13 protein-coding genes are annotated in these 21,077 nt (G+C 54.5%); 5 read left to right on the top strand and 8 right to left on the bottom strand.

Annotated elements, in window-relative coordinates; genetic code table 11:
- Positions 1 to 36: 36 nt before the first annotated feature.
- Entirely contained in the window at positions 37 to 543 is a 507-nt protein-coding gene (locus tag WG929_RS06500) for a M48 metallopeptidase family protein (protein WP_416205385.1), read from the bottom strand.
- A 123-nt stretch (positions 544 to 666) separates the two neighbouring features.
- Here WG929_RS06500 and gcvA point away from each other — a divergent pair, with 123 nt between their 5' ends.
- The 4 genes from gcvA to WG929_RS06480 all read left to right on the top strand — a co-directional run bounded on the left by gcvA (position 667) and on the right by WG929_RS06480 (position 5,292).
- Positions 667 to 1,572 carry a transcriptional regulator GcvA gene (gcvA, locus tag WG929_RS06495; RefSeq protein WP_416205384.1) on the top strand — a complete coding sequence of 302 codons (906 nt, stop codon included), beginning with the start codon at positions 667 to 669 and terminating at the stop codon, positions 1,570 to 1,572.
- 169 nt (positions 1,573 to 1,741) lie between these two features.
- Positions 1,742 to 2,881, top strand: coding sequence for a hypothetical protein (locus tag WG929_RS06490; RefSeq protein WP_416205383.1), 1,140 nt, complete (start codon positions 1,742 to 1,744; stop codon positions 2,879 to 2,881).
- Positions 2,882 to 3,266: 385 nt separating this feature from the next.
- The gene (locus WG929_RS06485; RefSeq protein WP_416205382.1) at positions 3,267 to 4,418 is read left to right on the top strand and encodes an alpha/beta hydrolase family protein; all 1,152 of its coding nucleotides are present in this window, start codon (positions 3,267 to 3,269) and stop codon (positions 4,416 to 4,418) included.
- A gap of 142 nt (positions 4,419 to 4,560) precedes the next feature.
- Positions 4,561 to 5,292, top strand: coding sequence for a hypothetical protein (locus WG929_RS06480; protein ID WP_416205381.1), 732 nt, complete (start codon positions 4,561 to 4,563; stop codon positions 5,290 to 5,292).
- Positions 5,293 to 5,497: 205 nt separating this feature from the next.
- Here WG929_RS06480 and WG929_RS06475 read toward each other — a convergent pair whose 3' ends face one another.
- From WG929_RS06475 to WG929_RS06450, 6 genes are all read right to left on the bottom strand, one after another.
- Positions 5,498 to 8,908, bottom strand: coding sequence for a glycoside hydrolase family 9 protein (locus WG929_RS06475; protein WP_416205380.1), 3,411 nt, complete (start codon positions 8,906 to 8,908; stop codon positions 5,498 to 5,500).
- A 365-nt stretch (positions 8,909 to 9,273) separates the two neighbouring features.
- Positions 9,274 to 9,951 (bottom strand): response regulator, encoded by a 678-nt coding sequence (locus WG929_RS06470; protein ID WP_416205379.1) that lies wholly within the window; start codon positions 9,949 to 9,951, stop codon positions 9,274 to 9,276.
- The gene (locus WG929_RS06465; RefSeq protein WP_416205378.1) at positions 9,948 to 11,342 is read right to left on the bottom strand and encodes a cache domain-containing protein; all 1,395 of its coding nucleotides are present in this window, start codon (positions 11,340 to 11,342) and stop codon (positions 9,948 to 9,950) included. The genes WG929_RS06470 and WG929_RS06465 overlap by 4 nt, the downstream gene beginning before the upstream one ends.
- Before the next feature lie 68 nt (positions 11,343 to 11,410).
- Positions 11,411 to 12,703, bottom strand: coding sequence for a TRAP transporter large permease (locus WG929_RS06460; RefSeq protein WP_416205377.1), 1,293 nt, complete (start codon positions 12,701 to 12,703; stop codon positions 11,411 to 11,413).
- Complete coding sequence (locus WG929_RS06455; protein ID WP_416205376.1) at positions 12,700 to 13,230, bottom strand: TRAP transporter small permease subunit; 531 nt, start codon at positions 13,228 to 13,230, stop codon at positions 12,700 to 12,702. Before WG929_RS06455 ends, WG929_RS06460 begins: the two co-directional genes overlap by 4 nt.
- A 123-nt stretch (positions 13,231 to 13,353) precedes the next feature.
- On the bottom strand, positions 13,354 to 14,436 hold the full coding sequence (locus WG929_RS06450; RefSeq protein ID WP_416205375.1) for a TRAP transporter substrate-binding protein: 1,083 nt from the start codon (positions 14,434 to 14,436) through the stop codon (positions 13,354 to 13,356).
- Between the two features lie 491 nt (positions 14,437 to 14,927).
- Here WG929_RS06450 and putA point away from each other — a divergent pair, with 491 nt between their 5' ends.
- Complete coding sequence (gene putA / locus WG929_RS06445) at positions 14,928 to 18,614, top strand: bifunctional proline dehydrogenase/L-glutamate gamma-semialdehyde dehydrogenase PutA (protein WP_416205374.1); 3,687 nt, start codon at positions 14,928 to 14,930, stop codon at positions 18,612 to 18,614.
- A 13-nt stretch (positions 18,615 to 18,627) separates the two neighbouring features.
- Here putA and WG929_RS06440 read toward each other — a convergent pair whose 3' ends face one another.
- The gene (locus WG929_RS06440; protein ID WP_416205373.1) at positions 18,628 to 20,886 is read right to left on the bottom strand and encodes a DUF6351 family protein; all 2,259 of its coding nucleotides are present in this window, start codon (positions 20,884 to 20,886) and stop codon (positions 18,628 to 18,630) included.
- Positions 20,887 to 21,077: the final 191 nt, after the last annotated feature.

The raw sequence follows: 21,077 nt of genomic DNA, 5'->3' as shown, positions 1-21,077 counted from the left end.
CCCCTCTATGTCAGCTTCTCTATGTCAGCCTGGTTGTCACCACAAATCGCCGTATAAATCCCGGTGACAAAGGTACAGCCGTACATCCAGCTCCAGCTGGAAGTAGTCCGGTTCCATATGCTGGCAGAGTTTGTAAAACGCCTTGTTGTGGGCTTTTTCTTTCAGGTGGGATAGCTCATGAACAATAATCATGCGCAGAAAGGCTTCGGGGGTGTTGCGAAACAGCGTCGAGATCCGAATTTCGTTTTTGGCCTTCAGTTTGCCTCCCTGCACCCGGCTGACAAAGGTATGCAGCCCCAGGGCGTGCTCAACCACATGAATTTTGTCGTCGTAAATTACTTTGCTGATCGGTGGCGACGAACGCATATAGCGGTTTTTGAGATCTTGAGCATAGTCATACAGTAACCCGGACGACAGCTGGTGGGCCTGTGGATGGCGCTGTTTGAGCAGGCTGCCGAGTTGGTTGCTATTCAGCAGCTGGTTGGCCTGGTGCTGGACGTCGCTGGAGTAGGCCGACAAATAACGTAGCGGATGGGGATTCATAAAACCGGCAGATTCAGAGTGGTTACGGAGTAGGGGGTGATTGTAACAGAGTCGTATTGATGGTTGAAAAGACGCCGTATTACACTCATTATGCTGAAATAAACTCATCCTTCAGGAACCTTGATGCGTCGTTTGCCGCCACTGAATGCCTTGCGAGTATTTGAAGCATCGGCCAGAAAGTCCAGCTTTGTTGCCGCTTCCGAGGAATTGGCTGTGACTGCATCGGCAGTCAGTCACCAGATCAAAACACTTGAAGAATACTTGGGCGTTCAGTTGTTTAGCCGCAACAAGCGTAAAGTCGAGCTGACGTCGGCAGGAGAGCAATACCTCAACGGCATCAAACACGCGCTGGATGAAATTGAAGTCGCGACCCAGCGACTCACCAGCAGCCACGAAACCAATGTTGTCCAGATCAGCGTGGCACCCAATTTTCTGACTCGCTGGCTGATGCCGCATATGTCCCGCTTTCAGGAGTTGTACCCGGATATCGAGCTGCAAATCAATGCCTCGCAAGGTTTGATCGATTTCAATCGCGTCAGCACCGATATTGCCATTTATTACGGTAATGGCGAGTGGGACGACATCGAAACCCACTTCCTCTGCAAGGTCATGCTGGTGCCGGTGTGCAGTCCGTCGCTGATGAGCGGCAAATACCCACTGGAAAAACCCAATGACTTACGCCGTCATACGCTGATTTACGTCAGCAAGCGCAAGTGGGAATGGGAAGACTGGATGCACCAGGCGGGTGTTGGCAACCTGGTGCCGAAGGGCAGCTTGCAGATGTCGAGCAGCCAGCTGGCCACCGCCGCTGCACAGGAGAACCTCGGTGTGGCTCTGGCAGACAGTACGTTGACCTCCCGTGAAATTGCCTCCGGGCGGCTGATCGTTCCCTTCGATATTCAGCTGGATACCCACAAGGCTTTTTATCTGGTGTATCGCAAAAATCGTCCGCTCACGGCTGGCATGAAAGCCTTCAAGGAGTGGATGATGAATGAAATGGCGGGCGAAACAGACGCAGCAGCCTTATAGCAGGCGGTTGAAAAGCGTGCGTTGCTTCCCTCCCATGACAAATACAGCAATGCCGTTGATCGGGTAGATAAGTGCGTGATGCTGCTCATTTATTGGTGGGCGGCTGTTACAGTCGGTTGCCAGGCTGGTATAAGCAGGCCGTCTTACCTTGAATTATCGGAGATCAAACATGCCCGGCGTAGGCAAAGGTTTACTCGGACTGATATTATTGCTGTTGGTTGTTACCCGTTCGTTTGCGGGTGTTTATGAAGATGTAAAGGTCAGCGCCGATTGCTATCGCTCCCAGGCATTGTGCAGCAAGGACGATTTGGTAAAGCAAAAAATTCTGCGGGCGTGCAGCAAGCGTCCGGATTTGTGCGACGTCAAAAAAAGTCGACTGATGGCCTACCGGCCGAATTATTCGCTGTTTCAGGTGACGGATAAAGACGACAACTCAATAGAAGCCCATTACTCGTTTAAATACCTGTTTACCAAACCCCACTGCATGCCACTAAAACTGTTGAATGCCGGCGACGGCAAAAAATCAGTGCCGGAAATAGACTGTCTGGAAAATTATCGCAACCGCTGGGAAGCCTTCTTTTCTTATACCGGCGAATTTGATTTTTATGCCGCTACCCGGCCATCCAGCCCGGTGATTAACCGGATCAGTAATCCGGCGCTTCATTATCGCAAATACTATCGCGATGTGTATTGGGGCGATACGGCGCTGGAGTGGTTCAATGTCAGCGTGGAACACCGATCCAATGGTCAGGTAATCAGCGCCAAAAAGACATATAACAATCCGGCGTCGCCCTATTATGGCCAATACATTGCCCAGGTTGAGCTGGACAGTGGCGGCTACGAATACTTTGACTCGATCAGTCGCAGTGCCAATTACCTGTCACTGGAGGGCAAGTTTAATACGGTTGGGCGTGATGCTGATGACGATGATTGCAGCAGTCGGCTGTCCTGTTTCAGTTTCTGGGTGAGCAGCAAGCTCTATTTCACTGACGACTCCAAGGTCTATTGGGGCAAGCAGGCCAACAGCGGGCTGCGCATCAATGATTACGACCGGGTGAATCTGGTCTTGAATAAACCTTTCAAAACCCCGCTTACCGCCATTCCGGAAATGGAACTGGGGGTGGAGTGGGTGATTGGCGATCAGGGGCTGGGAACGGATTCCTACGACATTCACCTGATGCTGCCGTGGATTCCGGCTAATAACCTGGAAATTCCGTTTTTTATCAAAGCGCATTTTGGTGCCATGAATACGCTTTCGGACTATACCCGCAAGCAAAACTCCATTGGCATCGGCTTCAAGTTGCGCTGATCAAGTTGCAAGTTATCTGGACCTTCCTCTATCACGGCCTGTGGCTGCGTAATGGCCAGTGGCTCAGTGTCGGCTTGCTTTTTTCGTCCTGATTTGTCGATACCTCCCATGGAATCAAACGATTTCACCGATACCTGTATCCTCGTTAGCCTGTCCTTGTAACTGACGATGCCGGTGTGCCGGCATCTGCAACTCGCTGGTATGAGAACAATAACAATGCGCTTTATTTCCTTTTTAAGCGCCGGTTCGGATACACGCGTCTGCTGATTTAACGCAGGGCGTCATCTTTCCGTATTACCGGTGGTTGCTATTCCACTCCGGGTTGATGACGCTCAGGTCTTGGCTATTGGCTGGCAGATAACTGCTGGGCCATGAGGAGAATTCTATGTTTGAACCATTCCCGGGGAATTACGTCTGGAACCTGCAAACCAACCTGGCGTTGGTGTGTGGTGGTAACCATGGTGAGGTGGACGTTGCCATTCGTCCTATCAAGGAAGCGGCAGCGAAGGGTGAGGACGCGGGCACGGCGCTGTTGTTCGACAGCTGGATTGCAGTGGCCGATCAAGTCACTAAAAACGCCGCAGCCGATGAAGCCGCTGGTTATACCCTGTCGGCGGGCACCAAGTATGGTCGTGCCTTTGGTTATTACCTGTCGGCTGAGCGGATGCAGTCGCGGGATTACGCCCCACGCTGGGAAGCTTACGATAAAGGTCTGGAGTTGTTCCGCAAGTACGTGCAATGCCGGGGTCTGCACATCGATTTTGTTGAAATCCCCTACGGCGATACGTATTACCCGGCAATTTTTGTCCACGATGGCAGCGGCATCAAACGTCCGGCGCTGGTGTCCTGTAACGGTCTGGATTCCATGAAAGAACAGGTTTATATGGCGGGCCATGGGGAATCGAACCTCGAACGTGGCATGTACACCCTGTTTGTGGATCAGCCAGGAACTGGCGAAGCGCTGCGCAAGCGCGGCCTGACAGCGGTTTATAACAGCGAAGCCTGGGCCACTCCGGCGTATGACTATCTGGCGTCTCGTACCGATGTGGACGAGAACAAAATCGGTATGTTCGGTTTGTCACTGGGTGGTTATTACGCTCCTCGCGCAGCCGCCAACGAGCCGCGTTTTGCCTTGTGTGCGGTGATGGGGGCCAACCATTTATGGGGCGATTTGCAACACCGTCGCCAGCAGCGTGAAGGGGAAAATCCGGTGCCGCATTATTGGGATCACGTAATGTGGGTCTGGGGCCATGATAATATCGATTCCTTTATGAAGTACTGCGACAACATCACGCTGGACGGGCAGATCGAGAAGATTTATATGCCGTTCCTGATCACTCATGGCCAAGGCGATCGTCAGGTGCCAGTATCGGACGCCTATCGCAGCCAAGAGCAGGCAGTGAACGCGGCCAAGTGTGATATCCGCGTATTCACGCCAGAAGATTTCGAAATTGAACACTGCGGTGCCGATAACGGCACGGTTATGCGTGATTTTATCGCCGACTGGTGTGCGCAAACCTTCGCAGCAATAGACTGATTCAGCCTGTCTGCAAGTTCATGGCTGTCACCCCGAATACCTTTTGAATGAACCCTGACCCTTGGTGCCAGCGCTGCACCGAGGGCTCAGGGTTTTTCTGGGTGTGGATTCTCCAATAAAAATAACAAACTGAGGTAGTCCCATGAATTCGATTAAATCCTGGCTGGTGGTATGGACGCTGGCATTAGCGGCGGCTTTGACACCGCTCTCTGTTCAGGCTCGGATCAACTCGGTAACAGAAGCCCGATTGCAATCGTTAAATGGCCTCAGTAACTTGTTGATGTTTTTTAATTCCAGCTTTGAAAACCGCGACCCTGGTTTGCAACAACAGTATTGGGAGGCATTTGAAGACGTTCGTGCATGGGCTGCCAAACAGTCCTATGGTAATGAATTGAGTCAGCCGATTGATAATCTGATCAAATCAATTAAACGGCTGGAGGCAGAACCTGACGAATACGCTCATATGCGGCCAGTCTGGATCAATAAAGTTGTTCAAAACCATGCCCGGCTGGAACAGCTATTACAGCCTCACGACAAGGCGAATACCCCGGAAACCCGTATGGCGCTGTATTTGTCGATGCAGAATCTGGTTTATCAAACGGGCACTTTCAGTTCGATTAATATGCTGTTGATGGATGGCCGGCCAGACATTATGGAATTGCTGGATACGGAAATAGAAAAGGAATTAACCATCATCAGGCAAACGGCCCAATCAAAGGATCTGGTCACCAAACTGGAGGCTCGTTACCAGTTTATTCGCCCACGCCTGGTGGGGCATCAGGAAAAATGGGTGCCGAATCTGGTGTCTTATTATTACCACAGCATGGTCGAGCTACTGGGTCAGATTCAGTCCGCACCAATCGTATCAGGGTAGCTGGTCAGTTCCGAAACGTGCCAATACTTCGCACGGAGTTGCTCGCAAGTACTCATGGGCACAGCTATCAATGACTGCGTTTGATAGTACCCTCATACTCTGCCTTAGCCTTCGCATTGAGGGGACAACGCGTGAATTCAAAAAAGCCACCCGGTGATAAACACCGGATGGCAATCGCGGGGGCTTGCTCGGCTGTGTTAGTGGTTTATTGGCAAATGTCGCCAGTGACCGTCACGCTGGGTGCGCCACTGCTGCCTTTGTCGCCCTGAAAACCAAAGGAGACCGTTGCTCCCGGTGCAATACTGCTGTTCCAGGAGACGGGTATCGCAGTGATCGGATCGCTGCCGCTGAAGCTGGCGTTCCAACCGCTGGTCATGGTGCTGCCATCGGTAAAGCTCCAGCTGACGGCCCAGCCATCGATGCTGTTGCTGCCAGTATTGGTCAGGTCGACACGTCCGGTGTAGCCGGTATTCCACTCATCTTCAATAGTGAAGCTGCAAGCGGCTGTGCCAGTATCACCTGTCTCGGTGCCGGTATCCGTACCTGTATCCGTTCCAGTATCGGTGCCTGTCGTGCCTGATGCATCGTTACAGCCGCCGGAACTGAAGTTGCCATCATGAGCCAGCTGGAAACCGAAGCTGTAGCTTGCACCTGCTGCCAGGCTGCCACCGGTTGCAATGATATCGCTGCCGCTGAGTGCCACGCTCGCTCCCCAGCTGTTGGCGATACTGGTTGCGCCACTGACGGGTAGTACGACGGTCCAGGCAGCGGCACTGTCGCCAAGGTTGGTGACGACGATATCGTTGAATACGGCACCGGTATTCCATTCGTCGATGGTGCCGATACTGCAGTCAAAACTGCCTGGTTGGGCTTCGGCTACCGTGACACTTTGTGTCGAGGTATCGCTGTCTTCGCCATCGCTGACGGTCAGGGTGATGTCATAACTACCTGCAGTACTATAGCTATAGTTGCTGGTCACACCAGAAGCGCTATTGCCGTCGCCGAGATCCCATTGATAGGTCAGCGTATCGCCATCGTCATCGGTAGATGCACTGGCGTCGAGGTTGATGTTCAGGAAGCTGTTGCTGACACTGAACGCGGCAACGGGGGCACTGTTGGGCGGTGCGACGATGGCATTCAGTGTCAGTGTGGCACTGGCCCCAGTCGCTGTACCGCTTTCATCAAGACCGGTCAGGGAGACAGTAAAGCTGCCGGTGGTTGACGGAGCAGTCAGGGTCACAGCGCCACTGGCATTGGCGCTGGCAACGACGCCGCCGTTGAGTTGAATCTCGACCGAATCGACATTGGACATGTCGAAGCTGAGGACAAAATCACTGTCTTGAATAATATCGCTGCCATCCACCGGGGAGCTGATGCTGACCGCTGGCACAATAGGTTCTTCCACCGTGATGCTGACAATAGCAGGGGTTGAGCTGGCCCCCTGGTCGTCGACAACCACATAGGTGAAGCTGTCGCTGCCAAAGTAGCCGCTGGCGGGAGTGTAATCGGCGCTGCTTGCCGTGACGGTTACGCTGCCGTGGCTTGGCGCGGTATCGAGTTGATAGCCATTGATGCTGCCATCTTCATCACTGCCACTGAGGCTGATACTAACGGCTGTTTCATATGGTGTGGTCGTACTGGTTGCAGTCGCGGATGGAATACAGTTGATACCGGTGTCAGCACCACAGGCTGGCGTTGGTTCGGCTCCCCAAACCAGTACCCCGGCGTCGTAAAGGGCGATTTTTGGGGCGTTGATCAGCGCACTGGTGTAGTTGTCCCAAGACGGGTCGTCACTGTTATCCCAGTCGCTGTCGTTGGTATTGGTCGGTAGCGACAAGCGGAATTGCACTTCTTTTTTTTCATCCGACTGGCCACCGGGGAATATATTAATACCGGCAAAGGATATGTCGACGTAGTAGATATTGTCAGATGGGTCACCCCATGGCGTCAGCTGACTGATAGCGCTGGCCTGACTGTAAGCGGTCGAAACGGTGACATCTGTTGCGACATATCCTGCGGCGATTTCGCTGCTGAGATCAACCCAGTAACGCATCGTCAGCGTATTGCTGATACGGGCAGGCCAGGCTGAGCGATTATGTACCTGGGTGGCCAGCTCGACAAAGCGGGGGCCGCTGGCGTTAACCTTGGCTTCAACAAAAAACTCGGTCTCACGTACTTCTGCGGGTGGAAATTCGCTCTCGGCAATGGGCGCACCGCCAAAATCGAGATAAAGACGTGCCAGCGCCGAGGTGAAACCGGCGTTGTAGTCGGTGGCAACTTCATTGGCAACATAATCGGTACGATCATCGGTATAGCTGTCGCCGCTGGCTGGCCCACCGACCAGTGCGCCAATCAGCAGGTGGCGGCTTTGAATCGGGGTGCTGATGTTATCTGCCCAGCTGCCGTGGGCCGTACGATGGTGCGGGTTGAGTGGCCCTGACGAGGTCAGACCAATCTGGTAGGGGTGACCCATCGGGTTGTCACCCAACAGGTATTCAAGCTGGCTGGTGGCGAAGTTGTAGTAGCTGTTGATGCGGCTGTTGGATGGCTCAATGGATTTGAGGTAGTCCGAATACACCAGTGCGACCCAGGCGGTATTAGCCGCATAGCGGTTGGCACCCCATTGATCCAGCTGTGCCAGGCCACCGGCGGTGTAGGGGACTTGCTCACCGTTGTAGCCGGTACTCCAGTAATCGAGCCAGCGCTCGGCATCGGCCCGGTACTGGCTTTCGCCGGTCAGCTGCGCCAGCAGCACATAGGAGCCGTAAGACTTGTCGTCCCAGGCCTGAGTCCATTTGTAGGATTTGTTGCTGCTTTGGCCTTCGGTGCCGAGCTGGTTGTAGTCGGTTTTGGCGTTATCCAGATAGGTACTGTTACCGGTGGCCTTGTATAGCCAGGCCGCAGACCAAACCAGTTCATCCTGATAACCGCTCCAGGAATTGTAGAACGACTGGGCGTCGGTGATGCAATCGGAATATTTACCCTGAAAGTTTTTTGCGAAGTCGTACAGCTGTTCTGAATGGGTCAGCAGCGTGGCCGAGTAGGCTGGGTCGTCGCTGGCAAATACCATGGCGATAGCGGCGAGTGCAGCGGCGGTTTCGCCAGCCAGATCGGAGCCAGGGCAGGATTCCGTAATGGCGTAGGAGGGACGGGTTGATGCTGCCCCTGAAGTGGCATGCATTACCTCGGCAGGCCCCCACCAGGCATGGTCGCTGGAGCCGGTGCCAACTTGACCATACAACACATGGGGTGCCGGGTGGGCATTCACAAAATAATCAGCGACAAAACGCAGATTGTTCTTGATATGAACCATTTGACCGGTTTGGTTATAGGCTGCAGGGTTTTCGATCACACCCCAAGCCAGCATGGTGGCGGAAGCGGCCATCGGCAAACCGAATTTGACGTGGTCGCCGGCATCAAACCAGCCGCCGGTCAGATCAACGCCGTTGTCGGCACCGTCGTCAGGGGTAGAATCGCCGCGCCATTCCACCCTATTCCAGGCAGGTAACTCACCGGCTTGTTGGGCTTCGTAAAAATAGATGGATTTTTGTAGCGCTTCGCCGTAGTTGGGGCTGGCGTGTGCTTGTGTTCCTATAGTTGCAATGGCAAGTGACAAAAGTGTTTTCCTTAACCTGACAAATTTCAACTGATCCATGAACCCTATCTCCTTTGGTCGTTAACTTTTAGGAAGTTACGACCGCAGCATAAGCGGGTGTTGATGTATGAGATGTGCGTCAGTTCACGAACGTGGATTGTTGGGCAATTCACGATGTGATGGCGCTTTTTGATACAGGCAAAACAATAAGACCTTATGCGACAGGCGATGACTGGTGGCTGGTTATTGATTAGTCAGTCGTCGATATAACCGCAGAGTAGGTAACAGCATGTGTGTCTTGTTGACAGCAAGGATAAGAGAGGATTGGGGTATTGACTGAACGTTCGTGAGCGTCAGGCTGCCGTTGGGCAGCCTAACGAACAGGTTTATACGGGTTTGCCTATACCGTGATCGAGGGCGTAACGAATCAGACCGGCGGAGTTGTTGATGCCCAGTTTCTGTTTGATCTTCAGCCGGTGGGCTTCCACGGTACGTACCGAAATGCTCAGCTGGCTGGCGATTTCCTTGTTACCCATGCCTTCGGTCAGTAAGGCCAGTACGTCGGTTTCGCGGGGGCTGAGTGCCTGTTGGCCATGGCTGCCTGCGGATAGCCGGGCTGGCGCTGTGCCAAATTCGCTGAACAGGGTTTTGGCCACGCTGGAACTGAAGTAAGTGCCGCCTTGGAAGACCGTCTGCACTGCCAGCAGCAGCTCTTCGGTCGGTACGTCTTTTAATACATAGCCTGCCGCACCGGCCTGTACGGCTTTAAGAATGTATTCGCGGTTATCGTGCATGGTGACAATCAGCAGGCGAATTTCCGGCAAGCGCTGGCGAAAGGACTCACAGGCTTCCAGGCCTCCCATAACTGGCATGGAAATATCCAGCAAGACCACGTCTGGCCCCAGCAAGGCCGCCTGCTCCAGTGCTTGTTGACCATTGCTGACATCGGCGATCACTTCGATAAAGTGTTCGCTCTCCAGGCTGACCTTCAGTCCTTCTCTCACCATCGGATGATCGTCCGCGATCAACAGACGAATAGGCGGACGCGCGCGGGTGATGTTCATTTGGGTTCCTTGCTGAGTACTGGGCCCCGCGCCAGTTCCGGCTCCGGGTTGAGTAGAAAAGCTGCTTTCACGAGTGTACCTTTGGTACGTCGACTGCGAACACTAAACTTTCCTCCTAGTAGCTCGACCCGTTCGCGCATGTTCATCAGGCCAATACCGCTGGCATCTTCGTCACTGGCGAAACCGCAGCCGTTGTCTCCCATGGTCAGTACCAGTTGCTGAAAACTGGCGGTCAGACTGAGGGTGACCTGGGTTGCTCTGGCGTGTTTGCGGATATTGGTAATGGCTTCCTGCACGACGCGATAGAGGGTCATTTCTATGGCATCGGGCAGGCGTTCCCGTGGCAGCCGGATACGGCGGCGGGTATCGATGTGGGATTGTTCTTCAAGCTCATCCAGCAGGCCATGTAACGCGGCTTCCAGTCCCAGATCATCCAGCAACACCGGGCGCAGGTGATGGGAGATGCGGCGGATTTCCTGAATGGCGATATTCAGTTGTTCGACGGCTTTGGTTTGATGCTCCAACGCTTGGCGATCTGGCCATTGTTTGTCGGCAAGATTCAACCGCAATTTGGCCGACACCAGCAGTTGATTGATGCCATCGTGTAATTCTCGGGCAAAATGACGCCGCTGTATCACCTGGAAGGTCACAAACCGGTTGGCCAGCTGTTGCAAGTGCTGATCGGCCAGTTGGGTGGTGTGCATATTGACCAGGGTGACAATCAGCACCACGGTCGAGAGGGTGACAATCAGCAAAATGGTTGAAGCCCAGACACTGTTACGCACATTGCTGGCGACCTTTTGCTTCATCAGGGCAATTTCTTTGGCAATGTCGTCAACATACAGGCCGGTACCCATCATCCATCCCAATTCCGGGATCTGGACGACATAGCTGAGTTTGTTGACGTCGTTGCCATCGGTCGGCTTACGCCAAAGGTACTGGTAATAGCCGCCGCCAGCTTTGGCGATATTGAGCAAATCACGTATGACGAACTGACCGTTTTCATCTTGCAGACCAATCAGATCCTGTCCTTCCAGATTCGGCTGGGTGGGGTGTACCAGATTGATGCCATCGGGGGTATAGGCAAAAAAGTAGCCATCGCTGCCATAACGCATACCCCGCAGTTGATGCTTGATCTGATATTCGGCAATCGAGCGTTCAAGGCCGCCGTCGAGTTGTTCGAGGACTGGAGAGATGGAATTCATGGCCAGATGAACGTGGTTTTTCAGCGCCTCGCGGCGGCTGGCCATCAGGTTTTCTTCAAAAATATCGACCTGTTGTTGCGCCAGCTCCTTGGCCTGTCGCTGATACATCCAGCTGATGGTCAGTGACAGCGCAATCAGTGGCAGTACGGTCAGCAACAGGATTTTGGCTTTGAGAGACAGATTCACCGGTAATGTCGATTCTTTTTGTGGTTGTTTCAGCCCATACGGCAGGTATGGGCTGGCGGGTTTGGCTCCTAGTCAACCAGACCGTAAAACTCAGGGAACATCAGGATGGAAACTACCACACCCACCTGCATCAGAATGAAGGGAATAACGCCCTTGTAGATATCCGTGGTCTGCACCTGTGGCGGTGAGACGCCTTTCAGATAAAAGAGCGCAAATCCAAACGGCGGTGTCAGGAAGCTGGTTTGCAGGTTCATCGCAATCAGAATAGCAAACCACAGCGGTGCTACTCCCAGCGAGTCGGCGACTGGTGCCAGAATCGGGACGATAATAAAGCTGATTTCAACGAAATCGATAAAGAAGCCGAGAATCAGAATCGCCACCATTGACAGGATCAGGAAGCCGATTTCACCACCCGGCAAGTTGGTCAGGATTTCTTCAACAATGTAGTCGCCACCGGTGTAGGTGAAGGCCATGCTGAAGGCGGTGGCACCGAGTAATATCGCGAATACCATCGCGGTGATCTTGACGGTTTCCTGAGCCGACTGGTAAAGCATTTTCCAGCTGAACTGGCCGTACACAGTAGCCAGTAAAATCGCACCAATACCGCCCAGAGCCGAGGATTCGGTCGGCGTGGCGATACCAGCAAAGATCGATCCCAACACCACCAGAATTAATGCCAGCGGCGGAATAATGGCGATGATCGCCTGGGTGTACATTTGGGTTTTGGTGTTGCCGTCGTCTTCGATGGGGAACGCCGGGGCGGCTTCCGGTTTGAGGAAGGAATACACCAAGATATAAAGGATGTAAATGCCAATCAGAATAAAGCCGGGCATCACTGCTGCCTGGAACAAATCGCCAACCGGAATCCCCATCACGTCACCCAGAATAATCAGGATAATGGACGGTGGAATAATCTGCCCCAGCGTTCCCGAGGCACAAATAGTGCCGCAGGCCAAGGACTTGTCGTAGTTGTACTTCAGCATCACGGGTAAGGAGATCAGACCCATGGCCACGACAGAGGCACCTACCACGCCGGTCGAAGCCGCCAGCAGGGCACCAACCAGCACGGTTGAGATCGCCAAACCGCCACGAACCCGGCCAAACAGCTTGCCCATGGCTTCCAGTAATTGTTCCGCCAGTCGGGTGCGTTGCAGCACGATGCCCATAAAAATAAACAGTGGAACCGCCATCAGGGTGACGTTTTCCATAATGCTTTGAATACGGAACGGCATAAAGGCGAACATGTCCGGGCCTTCGGCAATAACGCCAAAAATCAGTGCCACACCGCCAAAGGTAAAGGCCACCGGGAAGCCGAACATCAGCATCAGCAGGGCCACAATAAACATCACAATACCAATCACAGTGCTGCCTCCTTATGGTGTTCGTGTTTGACGCCACGTAACTCGTTAACGGCGCTGAGAATCATGCCGACGCCGGAGATTGACGTAGCAAAAAAGGCCAACGGGATAACGGCCTTGATTACCCAGCGGGCGGGCAAGCCACCGGGATCGCCGGAGGTTTCACCCAGCTCCCAGGCTTCGTGGGCAAAACCGATGCCGTAATAACCCACCAGCAGGCAGAAGGGCAGTAACAGCAGCAGGCCGCCACCAATATCAATCCAGTTTTTCATCGCCATCGGCAAACGCTCATAAACCAGATCGACACGGACATGGCCTTCGGCTCTCAGGGTGTAGGGCACGGCCAGCATGAACATGGCGGCAAACAGGTGCCATTCCATTTCCTGGGAACCAATAAATACGGTGTTTAGCGCATAGCGCAGGACAACGTCGACAAAGACATTGACCAGCATGATCACAAACAGTACGGCGGATATCGTACCGAGCAGATCGGAAAAGCGATTAATCGCTCGCTCAAGCCGAACTAACATAACTTTCTCCCTTGGGGGTACTTTTTTGGTACTTTGGGAAGCAGGGCAGATGCCTGACTCTGCCCCTGGCAGGCTGACGGTCGGGGGTGACCCTGTGGTCAGCTGCCATGAATCACCGGGGGCTTACTGGCCGACGGAGATACTGTTCAGATAGGCCTTGTCGGAAATATCCGTCCAGGCACGGGCTTTTTTCATGTAGCTGGCCTGGGAGTCGAGAATTTCCTTGGCCAGTGGGTCTTCTGTCGCTTTTTCAGCCAGCAGTTCGTCGTTGGCCTTGCGCATGGCGGCGATCACATCGGCAGGGAATGTTTTGATCTTGACGTTGGGGTATTCGCTGCTGATCACGTCCAGGTTAACGGCGGATTCGTGGTACGACTGAATGTACATTTCGTAGGCCGCTGCACGCATGGAAACCCGCAGAATTTCCTGCAGGTCGGCTGGCAGTTTGTCCCAGGTACGCTTGTTAACCAGGAATTGCAGCTCGGTTGCTGGTTCATGCCAGCCGGTGTAGTAGTAGGGTGCAATCTTGTGGAACCCCATACGCAGATCCAGTGACGGGCCGACCCATTCCAGCGCGTCGATCGTGCGACGTTCGAGGGCGGTATACAGCTCCCCTGGCGGAATATTGGTCGGGCTGACGCCCAGCTTGGCCATCACTTCTCCGGCAAAGCCCGGAATACGCATTTTCAGGCCCTTGAGATCGTCCAGCGAGTTGATTTCTTTCTGAAACCAACCGCCCATCTGGTTACCGGTATTACCACCAGGGAAACTCATCAGACCAAACTGGCTGTATACCTTGTCCATCAGTTGCATGCCGCCGCCGTAATAAAACCAGGCGTATTGCTCAGGTGCGGTCATGCCGAATGGCATGGTCGTGAAATACAGGGTATTGGGAACCTTGCCTTTCCAGTAGTAGGAAGCCGAATGGCCCAGATCATACTGCCCGGCACGCACCATATCGAAGACCCCAAAAGGTGCCTTGTGTTTGTTGGCGGAGTCGATGGTGATTTGCAAACGGCCGTTGGACATCTTTTCTGCCATGGCGGCCATGTTACGTGGTGAGTCACCAAAAATCGGGAAGTTGGCTCCCCAGGTTTCAGCCATTTTCAGACGGTAAATCTTGTCCGCTGCCTGGGCACCAGAGGCGACAACCAGACCGCAAAGTCCGGCCAGCAGGCCGCGCTTCAGTTTTGATAATTTGAGCATCTTGTTGTTATCCTTTTTTATAACCCGTCAGAACGACGTCGAGGCGGCAACTGCCTGCACGACCATCAATCGTCTCGTGGAGTTCCTTATAGTCGTCGCAGATGGCTGCTACGGCTATTCGTTGGACTGCGGTTACGCATAGTATTTATACGTATATTGCTTTCCTTGTTGGGTTATTTTGCTGGGTATTAATACGTACGTAGTCGACAAATGCTGGGCCTATAAATGCCTGTATTTACCATCAATACGGTGATTGATAGAAATTCGAAGTGATCGTGGTAGAAACCAAAAAGATAGGTAATTGACCTATGCTACTTTTGTCTAAGTTAGTGTTTGCTGGCTTGTTTGGGCATGTCCGGGGGGCAAAAAACTGCCGACCGGGTTGGAAAAACAGACAATGGCGGATGAAAATCGGCGCTTATGGGTAATTAATATCCGATTCCCCGCAATGCCAGCAGATTGCTGACAGCCTGATAATGGAGGGCTGCGCCATGACGACTGATATCGAAACGATGCGCCGCGTACTGCGTGAGCGGTCTCTTGTGGATGAAACGCAGGCGCTGCATGAGCTGGTAGCACACAGTTGTTTGGCACAGAACCCGACTCAGCGTGGCGCGATTGAAGCGACAGCTGCAGTATTGGTGCAGCGGGTACGTGCCGACAGTCGCCCGACCCTGATGGAAGATTTCCTGGCGGAATATCAGCTCAGCAGCCGTGAAGGGGTGGCTCTGATGAGTCTGGCAGAGGCGCTGTTACGGATACCCGACCGGCTCACCAGAAATGGGCTGATTGAAGACAAGCTGACGTTTGGCAACTGGCATGCACATCGGGGGCATTCGCCTTCTCGCCGGGTTAATAGCGTGACCTGGATATTGATGCTCACGAGCAAATGGCTGGCTCCCACTGCGGATCAGGACTGCGGCTATCGCTGGCGCAGCCTGCGAAAACGACTGGCTCAACCGCTATTACGGGTCGCCATGCAAGTGGCGATGAAAGAACTCGGTCGCCAGTTTGTGTTGGGGCGAAATATCAGGCAAGCCAGTCTGCGGGCAAGGCCAATAGCAGCCCGTGGTTACACTTTCTCTTACGATATGCTGGGGGAAGCTGCACGTACCGAAAAAGACGCCCAGTTCTATCAGCAGGCCTACCGCCGGGCGATCGTTGCACTGGCACCGCAATGTACTGCTGCGACACTGGCCGACAATCCTGGTATCTCCGTCAAATTGTCCGCCTTGCATCCGCGTTATGAATTTTCCCAGCGTGAACGGGTATTGGTGGAGTTGGTGACGCGCACACGTGAGCTGGCACGTCAGGCGTGTCAGGCGGGCATGGGTTTTAGCATTGACGCCGAAGAAGCCGATCGGCTGGATCTGTCGCTGGATGTAATTACTGCGGTATTGCAAGACCCGGAACTGGCGGGTTGGGATGGCTTCGGGGTGGTGGTACAGGCATTTGGCAAGCGCGCCCCTCAGCTTCTGGACTGGCTTTACGCTCTGGCTGGACAGCTGAATCGGCGCGTCATGGTGCGGCTGGTAAAGGGCGCTTATTGGGATACTGAAATCAAGCGGGCTCAGGTGCTCGGCCTGGACGGCTTCCCGGTGTATACCCGCAAAGTGCACACGGATGTTGCTTACCTGTGTTGTGCGGAAAAGCTGCTCGGTATGACCGACCGTATTTACCCGCAATTTGCTACCCATAACGCCCATTCTGTTGCTGCAGTGCTGCATTTGGCAGAGCGGCTTGATAAGGACAAATACGAATTCCAGCGCTTGCATGGCATGGGTGAGTCCTTGCATGAGGCCGTGCAGGCGGAATATGGCAGCCGCTGCCGGATTTATGCCCCGGTCGGAGCTTATCGTGATCTGTTGGCGTATCTGGTGCGGCGTCTGTTGGAGAACGGTGCCAATAGCTCGTTTGTCAGCCAGATTGCCGATGCCACCATCGCTCCTGAAACCATCGTCCGGGATCCGTTTGAGCTGGCCGGCGCATTCACTCCCGCCCCCAGTGAGCTGATTCTGCCTCCGGCACAACTGTTTGGTGACACTCGCCAAAATTCACGCGGTTGGGATATGACCGATCCGCAGGTAATGGCAAGCCTGCTGTCACAACGGGAGCACTTTGCCCAGATCAAATGGCAAGCCCGGCCGCTGATCGCTGGAACAGTTCAGGGAGGCATGCCGCAATTGGTGATCAATCCGGCGGATCCAGAGGATGTTGTCGGCCAGGTACTCAATGCCAGCCCTGCTGATATTGAAACCGCGATCGTGGCTGCTGTGCGGGGTGCTGCATTGTGGTCTGGCGAGCCGGTTGTTCGCCGGGTCGAGACACTGCAACGACTGGCTGATTTATACGAACAACATGCGGTCGAGCTGTATGCGCTGATCCAGCGCGAAGCCGGAAAAACCCTGACGGATGCGATGGGTGAGCTGCGGGAAGCCGTCGACTTTGCCCGCTATTACGCCAGTCAGGCGTTGTCCGTCGGTTCAGAACGGCGTGGCTGCGGTGTCTTCAGCTGTATATCACCCTGGAATTTCCCATTGGCAATCTTTACCGGTCAGGTGCTGGCCGCCGTTGTTAGCGGTAATGCGGTGCTGGCCAAACCGGCAGAGCAGACGCCATTGGTGGCAGCAAAAGCCGTTGCCCTGATGCACGAAGCAGGCATTCCTGTGGCTGTGGTGCAATTGTTACCGGGTTCCGGTGCCGAGGTAGGTGCTCTGTTGACCACGGATGCCCGTATTCAGGGTGTCTGTTTTACCGGATCGACGGCAACGGCACAGAGCATTAACCGCGCTATGGCTGGCAGCATGGCAGCCAGCGCTCCTTTGATTGCCGAGACTGGCGGACTGAATGCCATGATCGTTGATTCGACGGCTTTGCCGGAGCAAGTGGTTCGCGATGTGCTGGCATCGGCGTTTCAGAGTGCCGGTCAGCGCTGCTCGGCACTGCGGCTTTTGTATTTGCAGGAAGACATTGCCGCTACGCTGCTGGAGATGCTCTACGGTGCCATGGATGCATTGACCATTGGCTTGCCTTGGCAATTAAAGACGGATATTGGCCCGCTGATTGATGCCGCTGCACGTAATCGGTTTGACGCCTGCGTTGCCGATTTTGCTGCCCGGGGGTGTTTGCTCAAACGTCTGGATCTGCCCCGGCAGGGGTTGTTTGTTGCACCGGCGGTGGTGAAAGTAGCCGGTATTGAAGATATGACGGCAGAGATCTTTGGCCCGCTGCTGCATGTGGCGACGTTCAGGGCAGCGGATCTCGATCGGGTAGTGGATGCAATCAATCGCCAGGGCTACGGCCTGACCTTCGGTCTGCAGACCCGTATGGAGAGCCGTATCGGCAGCGTGTGCCGGCGTATCCGTGCGGGCAATATCTACGTTAATCGTAATCAGATCGGTGCTGTTGTTGGCTCACAGCCCTTTGGTGGTGAAGGTTTGTCGGGTACTGGCCCAAAAGCCGGTGGACCATTGTATCTTTACCGTTTTCTGCAACTTGAGCCGGAGCCAGCGGCGGCGTTTACATTTGCACCTGCTGGCTCCGACTTCGTCAGCCGCAGCGATCTCGACGGTGCCATTCAGGCTGTTCAGGCTATTCAGCCGATCCCGGCGCTTGCTTTAGCTCTTGATCTGGCTATCCCGACGGTGGATATAGATGCTGCGCAAACTCTGCTACGGCGAGTGAACGACAGTTTTGCCGCACTGGATATCCAGGTTCGTCTTGATCACCCACCGACACAGCTGTTGCCGGGGCCGACGGGAGAACTGAATCGCTGGTCTTTGTATCCGCGGGGTGTATTGCTGTGCTGTGGCCCAGGTTTGCAGCGGGCCCTGAGACAGACGGCAATGGCTCTGGCCTGCGGTAACCGGGTGGTGGTGGTGGCTCCCGGAGCGGTGGCTGCTGTCGGCCAGTTGCAAGGCAACCACTGGCCGATTCAGGCTTTGGACGGAGTGATTCCCGCTGCTTTGCTCAGCAGCCTCAATGGCTTTGATGCCGTTGTGTGTGGCAAGGCCGAGTGGTTGAGAGATTATCGCAAGGCATTGGCAGCGCGGGAGGGTGCTCTGTTGGCGCTGATCAGCGACGACAGCAACAGCCATCGTTATCTGTTGGAACGCCATGTGTGTATCGACACCACCGCTGCCGGCGGTAATGCCAGCCTGCTTGCCCGTTCTGGCTAGGTGTGATCTCTGACTAGCCTGACGCTGGCAAGGGCTGTTCGCCCAAGCCGGGAAGGCGGAAGTCGCATACCCCATCGGGAAACACTGTCGCCAGTTGCGCTGCAAAAGCGGTGACATCCAGTGGTTTATAAAGACCGCTCTTTATCGCCTCGGCTACCGGTATTCGTTGGCACATCAGGGTGGTGGCTCTGGCGTCGTCGCCAGCAGCCTGGCGGCTGCTCTGGAAAAACGGCATCTGCCGGGTGCAAGTCCCATCTGGGTGGTTATTCCAGTGGCCATCCCAAACATCGTCGCCACTGGCGATCAATTCTCCTTGCTGATTCATGCAGCGATCACTGGCGTAGGCAGGGATGGTATCGCGCGCCAGTTTTCCCGTGCGACGCTCACTGAGCCAGCGATCCATGGCAGCGAAGGCATCCCAGCGGGCTTTGTAGCCGGGCTCACTCATCCAGATACTTTGCCAGCGATTGAATCCGTTGCGGGCAATGATCCGGCTGCGGGACGAAATCGCCGACCAGCTGTGGTGCATGTCCGGTTTGGCGTCTTGATAGGGGCGTACGTCGATCAGCGGAATATCGAGTTTGCCGCTGAATACATTGCCGGATAGCCAGGCCGCTTTGGCGGCTTTTCTGGAGCCGGTGCTGCGCGGTGCCAACGACATCAGGTGCCCTTCGTGGGTCATGTTGTGTTCGCCATAGGGGCTGAAACGACGCCAGCTGTCATCGTTGCTGGCTAGCCAGAGGTGTGCCTGCTGCATCTCCGGCTGGGGTTTCCAGCCGCCAATCTTGCGATTGAGGTCGAAAAACTGGGCAGCACTGATGAGGCCGTTTTTCCAGGCATTCAGGCCATATTGAACGCCACGGTTGTCGCTGGGAAGCAGTCCATATCCTTGAGCGTCGGTGCCGTATACCTGGCGCAAGTCCTGCCAGTGATTCCAGTCGGTGGCTGCATTGACGGCAGTGCTGTAACGAGGGTAATGGGTATTGAATCTGGGGTTGTTGACGCTGGCTGAAATGCCACGCCAGCTGTGGGCGCATTCGGTGGTACCAGCGGGAATGACCGGCCATTCCAGTCGCATCAGACTGGCAGCCCAGCTCAGATAGTCGACCACGCCGGGCTGAAAGTCGTTGGTGTAACTCAGCCCTTCAACCAGGCTGCGGTGCTGCGGATTGCGCCAGAAGTCACGGTCAGTGGCGAGATGGTCGAAGTAGTATTCCAGCAATTCGCAGTCCAGCCCGTAAGTGACTTGGGTGACCATATCCGGGTAGGCGATAATCGCCACGCCGCCATCAATCAGACCGGGGCGGTTCTGTGCCAGCAGATACTGTTGCAAGCCTCCACCGGAATCACCAAAACCTATGGTGTAGTCGGGTTTGCCATAGCGGCTAATAAATTGCTGTTTGAGCCGGAGGGCGGTGTCTTCCTGGAGCCAGACGTTGTAATGAAAGTCCGTCTCGGTGCCGGTGGAATAAACGACAGCAAAGCCTTGCTCCAGCGCCGGTTTCATATCACGCAGCAAGCGTTGTAACCGCGCTTCGCCCTGTTGGAAACCAATGCCGACGGCACCCTTGAAGTTGTAGACCAGCTTGCCATTCCAACGGCTTTTATCGATAGCGTCTGGTTGATCCGCATTCCCTACCGGCATCATCACGACATAGATAAACCGGTTAATGGTACCGGTTTCCATACGAATCCAGAGAGACGCCGCTGTGCTGCTGACGCCAGCGTCAGAGGTTGGCAGTTGATCGTCAAAACGTACAAAATCTGGCTTGGCGGGGTTGGCCGAGGCGGGGTCTTCAACAAAATAATGCAAGCGGGTTGGCAGCCCGCAATCCTTGCTGTAGCCGATCACTTCGTTTGTTCGTGAGCCATCGGCATTTTCTCGATATACCGCGACTCCCAGACGTTGCTGATTGTCTACCCGTGGCTGACCCAGACCGGATTCCAGCGACTGGCATAAAAACGGATACAGAGGTGGCACTTGCTGGGTGGAGCCATCGGACTGCCGTGTTGTCAGGGCAAACAAGGGCGTTATTGGCCCTTCGCTGCCGTAGGGGATTGGAAAATGGAAGGTTTCTGGCGGACGAATGATTTGACTTGGCGACAATCCGGTATAGGACGGTAACGACAATACACGGCTGGCTGCTGGTATCTGCTCGACGCCAGGGAGCTCTGTTGAGTCCAGGGCATCTTTGACGAGTTCCTCGACATAGAAGTAACCCGCCAACAGCAAAACAGCGACAAGCGAGATGGCGGCAAAAACCAGTTTCATAGGGATCGTCCAGTAAAGTCAGAAAATAACGGAATATAAATTATTGGTTTGGATGACCCGGACTGTTCGGCTGTGGGCGTCCGAATCCAGCATCGGTTTGATTGTTGCAACGTATCTGCCTGTTGCGCCACGATATACTGTGGCGGAGGTCAGTACCATCTTCGTCTCAGAAACACGCGGGAGGTGGTCTG

It is taken from the genome of Oceanobacter antarcticus (assembly GCF_044962685.1).
Classification (GTDB): Bacteria; Pseudomonadota; Gammaproteobacteria; order Pseudomonadales; family Oceanobacteraceae; genus Oceanobacter; species Oceanobacter antarcticus.
This window is presented reverse-complemented; position numbering and strand designations above follow the sequence as displayed.